Here is a 16,524-nt window from a genome sequence, read left to right on the forward strand (position 1 = left end):
GAACGCTTGTTCGCCATGCGTACATGGGGAGGCGTGGACATCATCGCTCGCCGTGCCGTTGCCGGGCTGACCGCCGTCGTTCTGTCGGCGTGCGCCACGGGCCTGCTGGTGGCGTGTTCCGAACCGGCCGACGACGGCGTCGACCACCTCGATGTGGGCATCGTCCCGGTCATCGACGTCGCGCCGCTCTATCTCGGCATCGACCGCGGCTTCTTCGCCGCCCAGCGCCTGAAGCTGACGCCGAAGCCGAGCCAGGCGGGCGCGACCGTGACGGCCGCGGTGGTGGCCGGTGACGAGCAGATCGGATTCTCCAACAACACGTCGCTGCTGATCGCCGCCTCCAAGGGGGTGCCGCTGCGCATCGTCGCGGCGGGCAATCAGGCGGCGGGCGGCGACTACGCGGCCATCTTCGCCCGCGACGACAGCGGCATCACCGCACCGTCCGACCTCGCGGGCAAGCGCATCGCGGTCAACAACCTGGGCAACGTGGGGCCGCTGACGGTGAACGCCGGGCTCGAAGCGAGCGGCGTCGACATCTCCGGGGTGCAGTTCGTGGAGATCCCGTTCCCACAGATGGGTGCGGCGCTCACCCAGCGGCGGATCGACGCGGCCTGGGCGGTGGAGCCGTTCGCCAGCGCCATCAAGCAGGGCGGCGGCGTGCACGTGGTGATGCGGCCGTACCCGCTGATCGCGGCGCATTTCCCGGTCGCTTCCTACTTCACCGGTACGGCGTACGCGAAATCCGATCCGGACGTGGTCCGCCGGTTCCGTACGGCGATGAACCGCTCGCTGACCTACGCCCAGAATCACCCGGCGGAGGTCCGGCGGATCTTGCCGAGCTACATCGACCTGCCGCCCGAGGTGGCCGCGCACGTGGTGCTGCCGGAGTGGAGTCCCGACGTGGGCGCGCCGCTGCTGCGCCGCACGGCGGACCTCGCGCGCCGGTACGGCTATCTGACCACCGAGCCCGACGTCGCCCGGCTGACCGGCGGATGAGCGCCCATCCAGTGCGGCTGACGCTGGCGGTCAGCGACTACGACCACGTCCGGGATCTAACCGCGGGCCGGATCGCGGTGGAGGGTGTGGAACTGACCTGCCTGCAGATGCCGGTCGAGGAGATCTTCTTCCGTTTCACCGCGTTCCGCGAATGGCACGTGTCGGAGCTGTCGCTGGCCAAGTACGTGACGATGGTCGCGGCGCGGGAGCCGGTGGCGGCGATCCCGGTGTTCCCGTCGCGCGTCTTCCGGCATTCCGCCATTTACGTACGCGGCGGCGGGCACGTCCGCGAGCCGGCCGACCTGGCGGGTGCCCGCATCGGCGTGCCGGAATGGTTCCAGACCGCCGGTGTGTGGGCGCGTGGCGTGCTGGCCCACGAGTTCGGCCTGCGGCTGACGGACGTGCGGTGGGTGCAGGCGGGCCTGCGGCAGCCCGGTCGGCAGGAACAGTTCACCCCGCCGGCCGGCATGACCGTCGTGGTGGAGTCCGGCCGCAGCCTGATCGACATGTTGCTGGCCGGGGATCTGGACGCCATCGTCACGGCCCGTCCGCCGGAGGGCGCGGAGCATGCCATCGTGCCGCTGTTCCCGGACGCCGCGGAGCGGGAGAGGGAGTGGCATCGGCGCACCGGAGTGCAGCCGATCATGCACGTGATCGCCCTGCGCGGGGACGTCCTGGACGCCCATCCCTGGGTGGCGGCGAACCTCTATCAGGCGTTCGTCGAGGCACGCGACCGGAGTCTGGCGCGCGTGGCGGATCTGAACGTGTCGCGCTTCCCGGTGCCGTGGCTTCAGACGTACGCGCGTGCGGCGGCCGCGGACTTCGGCGGCGACCCGTTCCCGTACGGCGTGGAGGCGAACCGGCCCACCTTGGAGGCGTTCCTCGGATATGCCCATGAGCAGGGGCTGACGCCCAGGCTGTTGCGGGTCGAAGAGTTGTTTCCCGCCCAGGTCCGGCGGCAGTACCGCATCTGAGGCCGGCGGCACACGGGCGATGAGTCCCGGGACGTTAAGAAGCCGCTGCGAATTCCACGGGGGAAGAACTCGCAACGGCCTCTCCCTACGGTAAAGGCACCGGGTGCCGCCTGTCCAGCGTGCATCGTCGGATTCGTGAAAAGCTCTGCCTAATCGCAGCGCCGCCCGCCTAGCCGGAGGCGCTTCGGCTCCGAATCACCGGTGTCGTTCTCCGCGCCGATGAGGAGGGGTGCAGGCTTGTGTTATCTGAAAGTGAGCATGCAGCTACGTACGGTCCTGTCCCGACCACTGTGGCCGGCCGGTACCGCCTGCTCGCACCCGTCGGCTCCGGCGGCATGGGCCGGGTCTGGCGGGCACGTGACGAACTGCTCGGGCGCGACGTCGCGCTGAAGGAGCTCCGTCCGCCGGATGCAGCGACCCCGCAAGCCCGGAATGCGGCGCAGGCGGAGATCGAACGCGAGGCACGCGCCGCCGCCCGGCTGGACCACCCGGGCGTGGTGCGGATCTTCGACGTGGTCCGCGCCTCCGGCCGCTCCTGGCTGGTCATGGAATACGTCCCGGCGGATTCGCTGGCCGGGGTGATCCGGCGGACGGGACCGCTGCCGCACCGCGAGGCGGCGCGCATCGGGCTCGCCGTGCTGGACGCACTGTCCGCCGCGCACGACGCCGGGGTCCTGCATCGGGACGTCAAACCGGAGAACGTGCTGGTGGTGGACGGCGGTCGGGTGGTGCTGGCCGACTTCGGGCTGGCCACGGTCGGCCCGGTAGTCGCGGCTGCGGACGGTCGCGAGGAGCCGCTACGGGGTTCGCCACACTACGTCGCGCCCGAGCGGGTCCGCGACGGCCTGTCCAACGCCGCGACAGACCTGTGGTCGTTGGGCGCCACCCTGTACGCCGCGGTGGAGGGCCGGCCGCCGTTCGCGCGGCCGAGTGTCGCCGAGTCGCTCGCGGCGCTGCTGGCCGGCGAGTCCGATCCGGTGACACATCCCGGGCCGCTGCATCCGGTCATCGCGCGGCTGCTGGAGGCGGCGCCGGCTCGGCGATACTCCGTGGCGCAGGCGCGTGCGGAGCTGCGGTCGGTCGCCGGCCGTGCCATCGGGGTGGTCACCATGCCCGCGCCGGGCCGCGGTCCGGACGCCGGCCCGGACCGCGGCCCGGACAGGGGCGTGGTCGCGGCGGAAGCGGCGAACCGGGGCGCCATCGCGGCGGTGCCGGCCGGTGTGTCGTGGCGCCGGCCCGGCCGGCCGAGGCGGCTGGCGCTGACCGTGGCCGGCGCCGGGGCCGCCGTTGCGGTGGCCGCCGGGGCTGCGGCGATCGGCTGGGGCCAGCCCGGCGCCGGTCGGTCCGCCGGGCCGTCCCCGGTGGCCTCGATCGTGTCGGCCGGTTCGCCCTGTTCCGGCGCCGCCTTCCGAGCCGTGGCCGAGGCGTCGGCGGATCCGGACGTACCGGCCGACACGGTGCCCGCGGGCTGGGTGTGGCGGCATGATCCGGCCGGCTTCGACGTGGCGTTGCCGTCCGGCTGGCGTCGTGCCGCGGTGGGCGACACGGTGTGTTTCCGCGACGCGGACGGCGCCCGGAGTTTCACCGTCGCCGCAGCCCATCCGGACAGCGGCGAGCCGCTGCAGTATTGGCAACAGGCGGAAAAGCGGCAGACCGGCGACGGCGAACTGCCCGGATATCGCCGGATCAGCATGGACGTCCAGCTCGTGCCCGGTGGGGGTGCCGACTGGGAGTACCTGTGGGAACCCCGTGGCGGGCGCCGACTGCACACGTACCGCGCCTTGCTGCCGGCCGGACGACGTACGTACCAGTTGTCCTGGACCACCGCGGACTTTGACTGGTCGCGCAGCGCCGACATGCGCAGCCGGGTGCTCTCCGGCTTTCGGGACAGCGCGGCACCACGGTCCACATGGGCCGTCCCATCACCCCCCGGAAGCAAGTGATCACTTGCAGTGAAAGTTGCTCACTTTTCCCACCCACCACTCCGCCGGTTCCGAATCCCTTTCGATCCGCACCCGATGAAGAAGGAGAAAACAGTGCGACTGCGCCGAACTCTTCTGGCCCTTCCCGCAGCGGCTGCCCTGCTGTTCGTCACGCCGACCGCGGCGCTCGCCGACGAAACCGTGCACGTGAAGCTGGACCCGCTGAACAACTCGGGAGCCTCGGGCACGGCCACCCTGACCGCCACCGACGACGGTGACCTCAAGGTCAGCATCCGCTCCGAGGGGCTCGTGCCGAACTCTCCGCACGCCCAGCACCTGCACGGCTCCACCGATGGGCGAGACTTCCACTGCCCGGACATGTCGGCCGACAAGGACGGCAACGGTTACCTCAGCACCGAGGAGGGCGTGCCGGTCTACGGCGACATCAACGTTTCGCTGACCACCACCGGCGACGTCACCAAGGCCAGCGGTCTGGCCGTCGACCGGTTCCCCAAGGCGGACGCCAACGGTGATCTGACCTATGACCGGACCATTGCGGCCGCCGACCTTCCGGACGGTCTCATCGCGCATCTCAAGGATCTGCACATCGTCCAGCACGGCATCGACGCCAACGACAACGGCAAGTACGACATGGACGCGCTGGGCGAGTCGACGCTGGCCAAGTCCGCCGGGCTGTCCGGCATCCCGGAGGAGGCCACCGACCCGGCCACCTGCGGCATGATTTCCGGCGCCGCTGCCGGATCGGTGCCGGTGGGCGGCGTGGAGACCGGTGACGGTAGCACCCGGCACGACGCCGCCGGGATGTACGCCGTCGGCGGTGTCGCCCTGCTGGGCGCCGCCGGCGCGTTCCTCGCCCGTCGTCGGCTGCGCGCGCAGAGCTGAGCGACGATGAACTCCGCCGACACACCGTCGACGGCCGGCCACCGCCGGGGGCGTCTGACGCTCCTGGCGGTGGCCGTCGCGCTCGTCCTCCTCGGCGCGGCCGCTCTGATCCGCGCCGCGGCCGACCACCGCGACGAGCCGCCGCTGAGCACGGCCGCCGGCAACCCGGCGCCGCCGTCGGCCGTGGCGTCCACACCGGCCGGACGCGACGACCTCACCACCGGGCCGCAAATGCCCAGCTCGCCGCCGCAGACGCTGGTCATCCCGGCGCTTCACGTGGACGTACCGCTGATCGGCCTGGGTCGGCAGTCCGACGGCAGCATGCAGGTGCCGGACGACGCCACGACGGTCGGCTGGTACACCGGCGCGCCCACCCCGGGCTCGCTGGGACCGGCGGTCCTCGCCGGACACGTGGACTTCAACCACCGGGCCGGCACCTTCGCGCACCTCGGTGACCTGGACGGCGGCGATCGGATCACGGTGACACGCGCCGACCGGAGCACCGCCGTCTTCGCGGTCACGCACGTGCGGCGGTACCCGAAGGACCAATTCCCCTCGGACGCCGTGTACGGTCCGATCGACCACGCCGGGCTGCGGTTGATCACCTGCGGAGGCGATTTCAACGACTCCTCGGGCCACTACGACGACAACATCGTGGTGTTCGCCGTGCTGAAGCAGGCCGAGAAGGGCTGAAACGGGCCGAGCCGGGGCTGAATCCGCGTCCTGGAGGCGGAAATTGTCGGTGGGTCGCGCAATGATGCTGCGTGACATCTCACACGGACGGTTGCGCCGGGAGGACACGAAATGAGCAGGGTTCGGCTTCTGGTTGGCACGCGTAAGGGCGCGTTCACCCTCACCTCGGACGGCAAGCGGCGGGACTGGCAGGTGAGCGGGCCGCACTTCGGTGGCTGGGAGATCTACCACGTCAACGGTTCCCCGGCCGAGCCCGACCGGCTCTACGCCTCGGTCTCGTCGGGCTGGTTCGGGCAGGTGATCCAGCGCTCCGACGACGGCGGCGCCTCCTGGACCCCGGTGGGCAACGACTTCGCCTACACCGGTGAGGTGGGCGAGCACTTGTGGTACGACGGGACGCCGCGCCCCTGGGAGTTCAAACGCATCTGGCATCTGGAGCCCTCGCGCACCGACCCGGACACGGTCTATGCCGGGGGAGAGGATGCCGCGCTCTACGTCTCGTCCGACGGCGGCCAGAAATGGCAGGAGCTGACCGCGCTGCGCCAGCACGAGAGCGGCCCGCGCTGGCAGCCGGGCGCCGGCGGGATGTGCCTGCACACCATCCTGCTCGATCCGGTCGACCCGGACCGGATCTTCGTGGCCATCTCCGCGGCCGGCGCGTTCCGCACGGACGACGGCGGGAACACCTGGCAGCCGATCAACCGCGGTCTGCGCTCGGGCGGCATCCCGGACGAGGAGGCCGAGGTCGGGCACTGCGTGCATCGGCTGGCCATGCACCCGTCCCGGCCGGAGGTGCTGTTCATGCAGAAGCACTGGGACGTGATGCGCAGCGACGACGCCGGCGGCTCGTGGCGCGAGATCAGCGGCAACCTGCCGACCGACTTCGGCTTTCCGATCGCCGTGCACGCCCACGAGGCGGACACCGTCTATGTCATCCCCATCACCAGCGACTCGGAGCACTACGTGCCGGACGGGCGCCTGCGGGTCTACCGCAGCCGCACCGGCGGCGACGAGTGGGAGCCGCTGACGACCGGCCTGCCCCAGGCGAACTGCTACGTCAACGTGTTGCGCGACGCGATGGCGGTGGACACACTCGACGACTGCGGCGTCTACTTCGGCACCACCGGCGGGCAGGTCTACGGGTCGGCCGACGGCGGCGAGACCTGGATGCCGATCGTGCGTGACCTGCCTACGGTGCTGTCGGTGGAAGCCCAGGTCTTGCCGTGATCAGGGTCGTGCTGCCGCCGCACTTGCGCAACCTCGCCGGGATCGCGGGGGAGGTCCGGCTCGACGTCGCCGGCACGGCCACGCAACGCAGCGTGCTGGATGCGCTGGAGCTGCGCTATCCGATGCTCCTCGGCACCATCCGGGACCGCTACTCGGGCAAGCGGCGGGCCTATGTCAGGTTCTTCGCCTGCGCGGAGGACCTGTCCAATTCCGCGCCGGACGAGCCGCTTCCGGAGCCGGTGGCCGCCGGATCCGAGCCCTATCTGGTGGTCGGGGCGATGGCGGGTGGCTGACCCGCGACTGGGCCGGGCCCGGGTGGCGACGGCGCTGTTGTTCCTGCTCTACGGCATCCTGATCGGCACATGGACGGCGCGCATTCCGGCAGTCAAGGCCGATCTGGGACTCACCGACGGGCAGCTCAGCGTCGCGCTTCTCGGGCTCGCACTGGGCGCCATCACCGGCATGCAGACCTCCGGGCGGCTGGTGGACCGGTTCGGCAGCCGCCGGGTGATGATCCCGGCGGCGCTGGTCGACGGTCTGATGCTGGTCCCTGTCGGGCTGGCGCCGTCGCTGGCCACGCTGTGTCTGGCGCTGTTCGGCTTCGGCGTGGTCCAGGGCCTGCTCAACATCGCGATGAACGCGGCCGGGGTGGAGATCGAGCGGGCCGCCCGGCGTCCCATGATGTCGTCGTTCCACGCCGTCTACAGCATCGGCGGCTTCCTCGGCTCGGCGCTCGGCGGCCTCTTCGCCGGTGCCCGGCTCGGTCCGCCCGCCACGTTCGCGGCCACCGCCGTGTTCGGCGCTGCCCTGGCCGTGTTCTCCTCCCGGTGGTGGGTCCTCCCCGCGGCGGCACCCGCCGAGCCCGCGCAACCCGCCGAGCCCGCGCAACCCGCCGAGCCCGCGCAACCCGCCGAGCCCGCGCAACCCGCCGGGTCGGCCGGGCCCGCCGGGTCGGCCGAGCACCGTTCCGCTCGCACGCCGCTGACGGGCATCCTCCTGCTCGGCGCGCTGGCGTTCTGTGGGCTGGTCGGCGAGGGCGCCGCGGCGGACTGGAGCACGGTCTATCTGCATGACAGCCTCGGCAGTTCGGAGCGGTTCGCGGCGGTGGCGTTCGCCGCCTTCTTCATCGCGATGACCGCCGGACGTGTCTTCGGGGATCGCCTGGTCGCCCGCTTCGGTGCGGTGCGTCTGGTGCGGGCGTGCGGATCACTCGCCGCGGCGGGTCTGGGCGGTGCCCTGCTGATCGCTCATCCGGTGGCCGGCGTGGTCGGCTTCGCCGCGCTCGGTGCCGGGCTCTCCTGCATCGCGCCGCAGGTGTTCTCCGCCGCCGGGCATCGCAACCCGGGCCGGCCCGCGCAGGCGATCGCCTGGGTGGCCGGCATCGGCTGGCTCGGCTTCTTCGCCGGTCCGGTGCTCATCGGTGGCACCGCCACGCTCGCGAACCTGCGGCTCGCACTGATCGTTCCGGTTCTGCTCGCGGTGTTCGTCGCGGTCGCCGCCGGCGTCCTGCGGGTGCCACCGGAGCGGACCGGAACGGCACGCACCCCCGTGAGGCGGCTCAGCCCGTGAGGCGGCTCAGCCCAGGAGGCGGCTCAGCGCAGGAGGCGGCTCAGCGCAGGAGGCGGCTCAGCGCAGGAGGCGGCTCAGCGCATCGCGGGGAACACCGTGCCGGCGATCAGCGCGCCCACGATCGCCCCCGCCGTCACCTGGGCTCGGGTGTGCGCGGACAAGCGCAGCCGCGCCCAGCAGGTGAAGGCCACCAACGGCAGCGTGGTCAACGCCCACGGGCCGTACACCGCGGTCAGCACCACCGCCGTGCCGCCGGCCACGCCCGCGTGGATGGACATCTTCCACCACTGGGTCACCGTGGTGAACACGAGCAGCCCGGCGATCCCGGCAGCGAGCAGGGCGAGCACGTCCCGCGGTGCGCCGAGGAGCACCAGCAGCGCCGTCCCGGCCACCCCCGAGGCCAGGCCGACCAGCAGGGGTGTCCGCCGGTGCTCCCGATCCGGGATGTGATGGTTGGCGTAGTGGCCGCGGCGCACCCCCCGCAGCACATAGGCGAGCGGGATGGCGGCGGCGAACAACGCGCCCGGCAGGCCCCACCACCGGGAGACGCCGGCGTCCTCGCCCGCGTGCCAGCCGACCACGATCAGTAGCGCGGCCACCAGCACGGCCGGCGAGAACACCTCGGTGAGCACGCGCGCGAGCCGACCGGCGACGTCACGCGCCGGTGTGATGGGCACTGTCACGCCGCGGTCCGGTCCGGGGCGTCGGTAGCGGCCGTTGCGGTCACCTGGCGCACGATACGGGAGCGGCGCAGCGCCACGAGACCTGCTCAACCACTACGCCTTGCGGCCCGGATCGGTGAACTGCGGCGGTTCGATCGCGGCGGAGGTCTCGCGGGGTGCCGGCCGCGCGGGCGCGCAGCGCGTCCCGGGTGGCAGCGCGTCCCGGGTGTTCGCCGGCACCGGCGTTCACGTCCCCCCGCCGGCGGAGTCCGAGGGCGCGTCCCGGTACCGCCGTTCCTTCTCCAGCAACAGGTCGACGAGCTGGGTGATGGCGGCGATGCCACCGTCGCTGAGCTCACCCATGCGCGTGGCGAGACGCTGCACGCCGTCGCGCTTCAGCGCCTCGTTGAGCGCGGCCATCCGCTGGAGCTGATGCAACTGGTCTTCGATGCGGGTGGCTGCCTCGTCGTCATAGAAGTATGCGGCCGGTACGCCGAAGCATTTGCCCAACGCTTCCAGCGTCTGCATGGTGGGGTTGTCGCGTTCCCCGGTGCGCAGGTAACCGATGTAGGACGGCGACAGGTCGGTCATCGCGGCCACTTCGGCGTTGGTGAAGCTGGACCGTCCGGCCGGCTTCACCGTGGCGAACAGGTGGTTCAGCTTCTCGGCCAGTGTCCGTGGCATCCGGTCACTCCCCACCGTGTCCTTCACTGAGCGTCAGTGCTCGATACCCGATCCGGGTCCGCGAACAATATCGTCCATTTCGGTCAGTCTGGCAACGTTCACTTTGCGTGCGCCGGTCTTCGATCTATGCTGCCTGAGCACACCACTGTTGTGAATCTCTTGTTCCTTGTGGGTCACACCAGTGGTGCGCCGCGGGCCGGGACAACGGGGGAGGTCCGCGCCGCGGCCGCCGCGAGCCGCGAGGCCGTGGGCAACCGCTGGCGGGACCCGGCGGTTGCCCACGTCGCCCGATGGCGGGGTTGTCCCACCATCGGACGGGCGGTCAGCGGGATCTCGCCTACCTGCGGACGGTTGCCGTTCACGCCGGCGCCCGGACCCGTGTTCCGGTACTCGGAGAAGCGCGCGTTCTGCCCCGGGTTGCCGGACATGTCGGTGAAGACGTACCAGGCGTTGGTGTTGACGGTGGCGGACGGGTGGTGTGCTGGCGGAGGGTCCGCCGGCACACCACGCGGCGGATCAGACGGAGATCCGGCCCGCGCCCGCTCCCGCCGAGACGATCGACTTCACGCTGCACGCGCTGTCCAGCGTGTACGAGTACGGGATGCTCGCCACGCTGCCGCCGGACTGGCCGCTGCCCGAGTTGACGAAGCAGTTGTTGCGGGCAACGATCGATCCCGGCCCGGAGGCGGCCTCGCCGAGGTGGTACGGGTCGTCGGTGTTCTCGAAGTAGTTGCCTTCGACAAGCACGCCCGCGTTCATCGTGGAGGCGACGCCGTAGCTGCCGATGCTGCTGTAGAGGTTGTTGTAGACGTGCACCGGGTTGCCGAACCGCACCCGCGGGTGCCGCTGGTTGGTGCCGTCGAACCAGTTGTGGTGGTACGTCACCCGCAGATGGCCGACGTCCTGGCTGGCGTTGTCGTCGCTGTGGCCGAGCAGCATCGTCTTGTCGTGGTTGACGGTGCGGTTCCACGACACGGTGATGAAGTCGGAGCCGCGCTTGATGTCGACGGTCCCGTCGTACCCGTTGCTGAAGGTGTTGTGGTCGATCCAGATGTTGGTCGCCGACTCCTGCACGTTGACCGCGTCGTCGTCCCAGTCACGGAAGCTGATGTTGCGGATGATCACGTTGCGATCGCCGTTGATGTTCAGGCCGCAACCCGCGATGGTGGCGCCGGCATTGCCGAGGATTGTCTTGTTCGACCGCACGCGCAGCATGCCCGAGCAGGAGATGGTGCCGGAGACGCGGATGACCGCGGCGCTGCTGGACCCGACCGCACTCTCCAGCGCCGAGGCGCTGGTCACGGTGGTGCTGGCCGCGTTGCCGCCGCCAGTGGTGCCGCCGTTCTGGGTGGCCCAGCCGACCAGGCCCGAGGTGGACGGCGGCGTCGAGCCGTTGTCGACTTGGATCATTTGCCATTGTTGGTTGGCGCCGTCGAGGTCTTGGTATTGGGAGACGATGCCGCCGTCGGTGGTGTTCCATTCCCATAGGTCGAGGGCTTTGCCGCTGTGGCGGTTGAGGAAGCGTACGTAGCCGCCGGTGGAGTCTTTGAGGGTGAAGTGTTGTTTGGTGTCGGTGGTGGGGGTGGTTTGGATGACTTGGGCGCCGTCGACGGCGTTGGGTACGGCGATGACTTTGCCGCTGTGGCGGTTGCGGAGTTGGTAGTAGCCGTTGCCGACGTCGATGAATTGGAATTGTTGGTTGGCGGCGTCGGTGCGGGTGTATTGGCGGATTTGGCCGCCGTCGGCGGTGGACCATTCCCAGAGGTCCATGGCTTTGCCGCTGTTGTGGTTGATGAAGACGTACCAGGCGTTGGTGTTGACGGTGGCGGCGTGGGCGGTGGTGCTGGTGGCGGCGATCGCGGTGGGGATGGCGAGGGCGGCGACGGCCAACGGAACAAGACGGCGAAGCAATGAACCTTTTTCGACGTGGCGAGGCCGGCAGATGCCGCCCCTGGTCGACGGCGCGCAACCGACGGGCTCGATGCCAGGTTGAAAAAGGTTCAATCGGTGGCGGGACATCCGGGTGGTGGGCCGGTGTCGTGGTCCCAGACGATCGGTGGACGTCCAAGACATGGGGGAACTCCTTTGCGACAGCGCTGATGAGACCGATGAACGCGCCTTTCCCGCTGCCGCGGACGCCGCCCGTTCTCGGGCGTGACGCCGTTCCCCACGGACACGGTGAATAGGGCGCGCATCGAGGCGGTGGCTGCCGTCTCGCGCCTGTCCTCGGAAGCGGTGCCGGCGCGAAGGTGAGTGCGGCAGTCCCACCGGTCGGTGACCATGACTCCCTTCTGTTATCGGTAACAACCGGCATTCTATTCATGCGTCTGGATGCCAGTCGAGGGTTTGGACAACTGCAACAAGTTGCAGTTTTCCGGCATCGATTCGCAGTGAAGGCCGTTGACACCAAGATTGTTACCGCTCACAATCGATCTCGCGGCACCGGCGGCGCCCCGGACATGTGCCGGTCAGGGCGTGCGCGGGTCGCACGGGCCGGGCACTTTCGCAGGCCGGCGCAGCGCAGACCGAGGGAGGACCGATGAAGCTCATCCGTCTCGCGTCGACGGCCGCCGCCGTCGCACTGACCGCGGCCCTGGCGGCCTGCGGTTCGAGCGAGAAGACCATCGACAAGGAGGCGGGCTCCGGCGACAACGCGGGTGCGCTGGTCGGCGTCACCATGCCGACCCGCTCCTCGGAACGGTGGATCAGCGACGGGAACAGTCTCAAGAAGCAACTTGAGGCCCTGGGCTACAAGGTGGACCTGCAATACGCCGAGGACGACATCCCGACGCAGGTGAACCAGCTCGACAACCAGATCACCCGGGGCGCGAAGCTGCTGATCATCGCCTCCATCGACGGAACCGCCCTGACCACACAGTTGCAGAACGCCAAGGAGAACAACATCCCGGTCATCGCGTATGACCGGCTGATCCGTAACAGCCCCAACGTGGACTACTACGCCACCTTCGACAACTTCAAGGTGGGCGTGCAGCAGGCGACGTCCCTGCTGACCGGGCTGAAGGTGCTCAACAGCGACGGGTCGAAGGGCAGCGCCAAGGGACCGTTCAACATCGAGTTGTTCGCGGGTTCGCCGGACGACAACAACGCCACGTTCTTCTTCAACGGCGCCATGAGCGTGCTCAAGCCGTACCTGGACGACGGCACGCTGGTGGTGCGCAGCAAGCAGACCGATTTCCGGCAGATCGCCATCCTGCGGTGGCAGGCGAAGGTGGCGCAGGACCGGATGGAAAACCTGCTCACCTCCACCTACCGTGGAGGCGTGACGGTGGACGGTGTGCTGTCGCCCTACGACGGCCTGTCCATCGGCATCCTGTCGGCGCTCAAGAGCAACGGGTACGGCACCTCCGGGCAGCCCTATCCGATCGTCACCGGGCAGGACGCCGAGGAGGCGTCGGTGAAGTCCATCATCGCGGGCGAGCAGTACAGCACCATCTTCAAGGACACCCGGGAACTGGCCAAGACCACCGTCGGCATGGCGGACGCGGTGCTGAACGGCAAGAAGCCGCAGACCAACAACACCACGGACTACGACAACGGCGTGAAGGTCGTGCCGTCGATGCTGCTCGACTCGGTGATCGTGGACAAGTCCAACTACCAGAAGGTGCTCATCGACAGCGGCTACTACACCCAGGCGCAGCTCCAGTGAGTTTGCTGGAGATGCGAGGGATCACCAAGACGTTCCCGGGCGTACGCGCCCTGGAGGACGTCACCCTCACCGTCCAGGAAGGGGAGATCCACGCGATCTGCGGGGAGAACGGCGCCGGCAAGTCCACCTTGATGAAGGTGCTCTCCGGCGTCTACCCGCATCACGCCTACCAGGGTGAGATCACGTTCGCCGGGCAGCCGTGCCGGTTCGCCGGCATCCGGGACAGTGAACGCCGCGGCATCGTCATCATCCACCAGGAACTCGCGCTGGCGCCGAACCTCTCGGTCGCGGAGAACATCTTCCTCGGCAACGAGCGGGCCACCCGCGGGCTGATCGACTGGAACCGCACGCACGCGGCGGCGGCGGACCTGATGCGGCGCGTCGGCCTCGCCGAGAGCCCCGCGACACAGGTGCTCGACCTGGGCGTCGGCAAGCAGCAACTGGTGGAGATCGCCAAGGCGCTGTCCAAGAAGGTCCGCCTGCTGATCCTCGACGAACCCACCGCGGCGCTCAACGACGAGGACTCGGCGCATCTGCTGGACCTGCTGCGCGGCCTGCGCGACCAGGGCATCACCTGCGTGATCATCTCGCACAAGCTGAACGAGGTGATGGCCGTCGCGGACCGGGTGACCATCCTGCGCGACGGCCGCACCATCGCCACCCTGCACATCGCGGACGACCAGGTCACCGAGGACCGGATCATCTCCGGCATGGTCGGTCGCGACCTCGACCATCGGTTCCCTCCGCGCACGCCGTCGGTCGGTGACGAGGTGCTGCGCATCGAGGACTGGACGGTGCACAGCCCAACCCAGCACGGCCGGGTGGTGGTCCGCGGCGCGCGGCTGTCCGTGCGCCGCGGCGAGGTCGTCGGCCTGGCCGGGCTGATGGGCGCCGGCCGGACGGAACTGGCGATGAGCGTGTTCGGGCACTCCTACGGGACGAACATCAGCGGGCGGGTGGTCAAGGACGGCCGGGTCATCCGCGTACGGAACGTCGGCGAGGCCATTGCGCACGGCATCGCGTACGCGACCGAGGACCGCAAGCGCTACGGCCTGAACCTGATCCAGGACATCGCGCGCAACATCTCCGCCGCGGGGCTGCGCAAGCTCGCCCGCCGCGGATGGGTGGACGACAAGGAGGAGTACCGGGTCGCCGAGGGGTACCGGAGCTCGCTGAACATCAAGGCGCCCAGTGTCGCTAGCGTCGCCGGCAACCTCTCCGGAGGCAACCAGCAGAAGGTCGTACTGTCCAAATGGATCTTCACCGACCCGGACGTGCTGATGCTGGACGAACCCACCCGGGGCATCGACGTCGGCGCCAAGTACGAGATTTACACGATCATCAACCGGCTCGCGGACGAGGGCAAGGCGATCCTGCTCATCTCCAGTGAGCTGCCCGAACTGCTCGGGCTCTGCGATCGCATCTACACCATGGCGGCCGGCCGGATCACCGGCGAGGTGCCGCGCGCCGAGGCGACCCAGGAGGGCTTGATGGCCCTGATGACCCAGGAACAGGAGGCCGCACCGTGACAAGCGTCGCGCCCACCAACACCGGGGTGGCCGCGGAACCGCCCGCGCCGCAGGCGCCACCGGAGCGCGGTCGCTTCACGGTGAACCTGCGCCAGAGCGGCATCTACATCGCGTTCGCCCTGATCGTGCTGCTGTTCACCGTGCTCACCCACGGTGACATGCTGGCGCCGCAGAACATCAGCAACATCATCGTGCAAAACTCGTACATCCTGATCCTGGCCATCGGCATGATCCTGGTGATCATCGCGGGGCACATCGACCTCTCCGTCGGCTCGGTGGTGGCCGCCAGCGGCGCGGCGGCGGCGGTGATGATGGTCGACCTGCACCTGGCGTGGCCGCTGGCGCTGCTGATCACCCTGATCTTCGGCGGCCTGGTGGGCGCCTGGCAGGGATACTGGGTGGCCTACTTCGGCATCCCGGCGTTCATCGTGACGCTGGCCGGCATGCTGCTGTTCCGTGCCGTCACGCTGATGATCCTGGGCAACCGGGGCATCGGGCCGTTCCCCGACCCGGTGCGCACCCTGTCCAACGGGTTCACCCGTGGCTACCTGGGCAACATCGGGCTCGGCGTGCTGGGTGGAGCGGACCTGCTGAGCCTGCTCGTGGGGCTTGCCGCAGCGGCCGTCGTGGTCGGCACGCAGTGGCGTGCACGGGTCGCGCGACGCCGGTACGGGCAGAGCGTGGACGCGCTGCCGCTGTTCGCCGCAAAGATGGCGGTGGCCGTGGTGGTCATCATGTTCGTGATCGTGCAACTGGCGCGCTTCCACAACCTGCCATGGGTGCTGGTGCTGCTGGCGGCGCTGGTGGTCGGATACTCGGTGATGACCGACCGGGCGGTGTTCGGGCGCCAGATCTATGCGGTGGGCGGCAACCTGCAGGCGGCCACGCTGTCCGGCGTGAAGGTCAAGAGCGTGGTTTTCTGGATCTTCGTGAACATGGGCGTGCTGTCGGCGCTGGCGGGCGTGATCTTCTCCGGACGGCTGAACCAGGCGAACCCGACGGCGGGCAACCAGTTCGAATTGGACGCGATCGCGGCGGCGTTCATCGGGGGCGCGGCGGTCCAGGGCGGCGTGGGCAAGGTGGTGGGCGCGATCACGGGCGGCCTCATCATGGGCGTCATCAACAACGGCATGAGCCTGATCGGCGCACCGAGCGAACAGGTGATGCTGGTAAAGGGCGCAGTGCTGCTGGCGGCGGTGGCGTTCGACGTGTGGACGAAACGCCGGGCGGGCGCAAGTCGCTGACAGAAGACGACAGCGCGCTGGGGTGCGCGCTGGCATGCGCGTCGGGTGCGCGCTGGCATGCGTGTCGGGTGCGCGCTGGCATGCGCGTCGGGGGCGCGCGGGTGCGCGTGGGGGGCGCGCGGGGCGTGTCGGGGGCGCGCTGGCATGCGCGTGTCGGGTGCGCGTGGGGGCGCGTCGGGTGCGCGCGGGGCGTGTCGGGGGCGCGCTGGCATGCGCGCGTCGGGTGCGCGCGGGGCGCGTCGGGGGCGCGCTGGCACGCGCGTCGACGCTTCTATAGGTGGGCCGGTTCCGGGAGGGATTGGTATCGGTAGGTTCGTCGTTGGTGATCTGCGAGTGACTCATTCAAGATCTGGCTGCCCTGGGGTATGCCGTGGAGTCGACTTGTCCTCGTGGGTTGCCGGCGTCGGCCCGGCCCACCGTGCTGGCCTGATCAGAAGCCTGTCCGCGTGCTCGC

The 16,524-nt window shown here is 69.8% G+C and carries 16 protein-coding genes; 11 read left to right on the forward strand and 5 right to left on the reverse strand.

Translation table 11 applies throughout. The annotated features are described in order from the left end of the window. Positions 1-15 precede the first annotated feature (15 nt). The 8 genes from IEY73_RS25455 (at position 16) to IEY73_RS25490 (ending at position 8,284) form a co-directional block, all read left to right on the forward strand. Positions 16-996, forward strand: a complete 981-nt coding sequence (locus IEY73_RS25455; RefSeq protein ID WP_189081837.1) for an ABC transporter substrate-binding protein — start codon at positions 16-18, stop codon at positions 994-996. Then, the gene (locus IEY73_RS25460) at positions 993-1,970 is read left to right on the forward strand and encodes a substrate-binding domain-containing protein (RefSeq protein ID WP_189081838.1); all 978 of its coding nucleotides are present in this window, start codon (positions 993-995) and stop codon (positions 1,968-1,970) included. The genes IEY73_RS25455 and IEY73_RS25460 overlap by 4 nt, the downstream gene beginning before the upstream one ends. A 290-nt stretch (positions 1,971-2,260) precedes the next feature. After that, positions 2,261-3,913 (forward strand): serine/threonine-protein kinase, encoded by a 1,653-nt coding sequence (locus tag IEY73_RS25465; RefSeq protein ID WP_189081839.1) that lies wholly within the window; start codon positions 2,261-2,263, stop codon positions 3,911-3,913. Positions 3,914-4,006: 93 nt separating this feature from the next. After that, positions 4,007-4,795: a GVDTG sorting domain-containing protein gene (locus IEY73_RS25470; RefSeq protein WP_229716147.1), complete on the forward strand. Its 789-nt coding sequence runs from the start codon at positions 4,007-4,009 to the stop codon at positions 4,793-4,795. A 6-nt stretch (positions 4,796-4,801) separates the two neighbouring features. Beyond that, on the forward strand, positions 4,802-5,488 hold the full coding sequence (locus IEY73_RS25475) for a class F sortase (protein WP_189081841.1): 687 nt from the start codon (positions 4,802-4,804) through the stop codon (positions 5,486-5,488). Between the two features lie 111 nt (positions 5,489-5,599). Further along, complete coding sequence (locus IEY73_RS25480) at positions 5,600-6,715, forward strand: WD40/YVTN/BNR-like repeat-containing protein (protein ID WP_189081842.1); 1,116 nt, start codon at positions 5,600-5,602, stop codon at positions 6,713-6,715. Continuing rightward, positions 6,712-7,008 (forward strand): MoaD/ThiS family protein, encoded by a 297-nt coding sequence (locus IEY73_RS25485; RefSeq protein ID WP_189081843.1) that lies wholly within the window; start codon positions 6,712-6,714, stop codon positions 7,006-7,008. Before IEY73_RS25480 ends, IEY73_RS25485 begins: the two co-directional genes overlap by 4 nt. Beyond that, the gene (locus tag IEY73_RS25490) at positions 7,001-8,284 is read left to right on the forward strand and encodes an MFS transporter (RefSeq protein WP_189081859.1); all 1,284 of its coding nucleotides are present in this window, start codon (positions 7,001-7,003) and stop codon (positions 8,282-8,284) included. The genes IEY73_RS25485 and IEY73_RS25490 overlap by 8 nt, the downstream gene beginning before the upstream one ends. A gap of 74 nt (positions 8,285-8,358) precedes the next feature. On the opposite strand, the gene IEY73_RS25495 is transcribed toward IEY73_RS25490, so the two are convergent. From IEY73_RS25495 to IEY73_RS25510, 5 genes are all read right to left on the reverse strand, one after another. Then, complete coding sequence (locus IEY73_RS25495) at positions 8,359-8,967, reverse strand: phosphoesterase PA-phosphatase (protein WP_229716148.1); 609 nt, start codon at positions 8,965-8,967, stop codon at positions 8,359-8,361. A 93-nt stretch (positions 8,968-9,060) separates the two neighbouring features. After that, entirely contained in the window at positions 9,061-9,186 is a 126-nt protein-coding gene (locus IEY73_RS34170) for a hypothetical protein (RefSeq protein ID WP_268240487.1), read from the reverse strand. A 6-nt stretch (positions 9,187-9,192) separates the two neighbouring features. Beyond that, entirely contained in the window at positions 9,193-9,630 is a 438-nt protein-coding gene (locus IEY73_RS25500) for a helix-turn-helix domain-containing protein (protein ID WP_189081844.1), read from the reverse strand. 173 nt (positions 9,631-9,803) lie between these two features. Beyond that, positions 9,804-10,133 (reverse strand): hypothetical protein, encoded by a 330-nt coding sequence (locus IEY73_RS25505; RefSeq protein WP_189081860.1) that lies wholly within the window; start codon positions 10,131-10,133, stop codon positions 9,804-9,806. Positions 10,134-10,146: 13 nt separating this feature from the next. Next, positions 10,147-11,520, reverse strand: coding sequence for a pectate lyase family protein (locus IEY73_RS25510; RefSeq protein ID WP_229716149.1), 1,374 nt, complete (start codon positions 11,518-11,520; stop codon positions 10,147-10,149). Between the two features lie 649 nt (positions 11,521-12,169). Between IEY73_RS25510 and chvE the strand changes: the two genes are divergently transcribed. The 3 genes from chvE to mmsB are packed head-to-tail and all read left to right on the forward strand — an operon-like array spanning position 12,170 to position 16,070. Beyond that, a complete protein-coding gene (chvE, locus tag IEY73_RS25515) occupies positions 12,170-13,297 on the forward strand; it encodes a multiple monosaccharide ABC transporter substrate-binding protein (RefSeq protein ID WP_189081845.1) in 1,128 nt (375 codons plus the stop codon). Positions 13,298-13,308: 11 nt separating this feature from the next. Beyond that, positions 13,309-14,826 carry a multiple monosaccharide ABC transporter ATP-binding protein gene (gene mmsA / locus IEY73_RS25520; RefSeq protein ID WP_189081846.1) on the forward strand — a complete coding sequence of 506 codons (1,518 nt, stop codon included), beginning with the start codon at positions 13,309-13,311 and terminating at the stop codon, positions 14,824-14,826. Then, the gene (mmsB, locus tag IEY73_RS25525; RefSeq protein ID WP_189081847.1) at positions 14,823-16,070 is read left to right on the forward strand and encodes a multiple monosaccharide ABC transporter permease; all 1,248 of its coding nucleotides are present in this window, start codon (positions 14,823-14,825) and stop codon (positions 16,068-16,070) included. Before mmsA ends, mmsB begins: the two co-directional genes overlap by 4 nt. Positions 16,071-16,524 lie beyond the last annotated feature (454 nt).

The organism is Mangrovihabitans endophyticus (assembly GCF_014646155.1).
Taxonomy (GTDB): domain Bacteria; phylum Actinomycetota; class Actinomycetes; order Mycobacteriales; family Micromonosporaceae; genus Actinoplanes; species Actinoplanes endophyticus.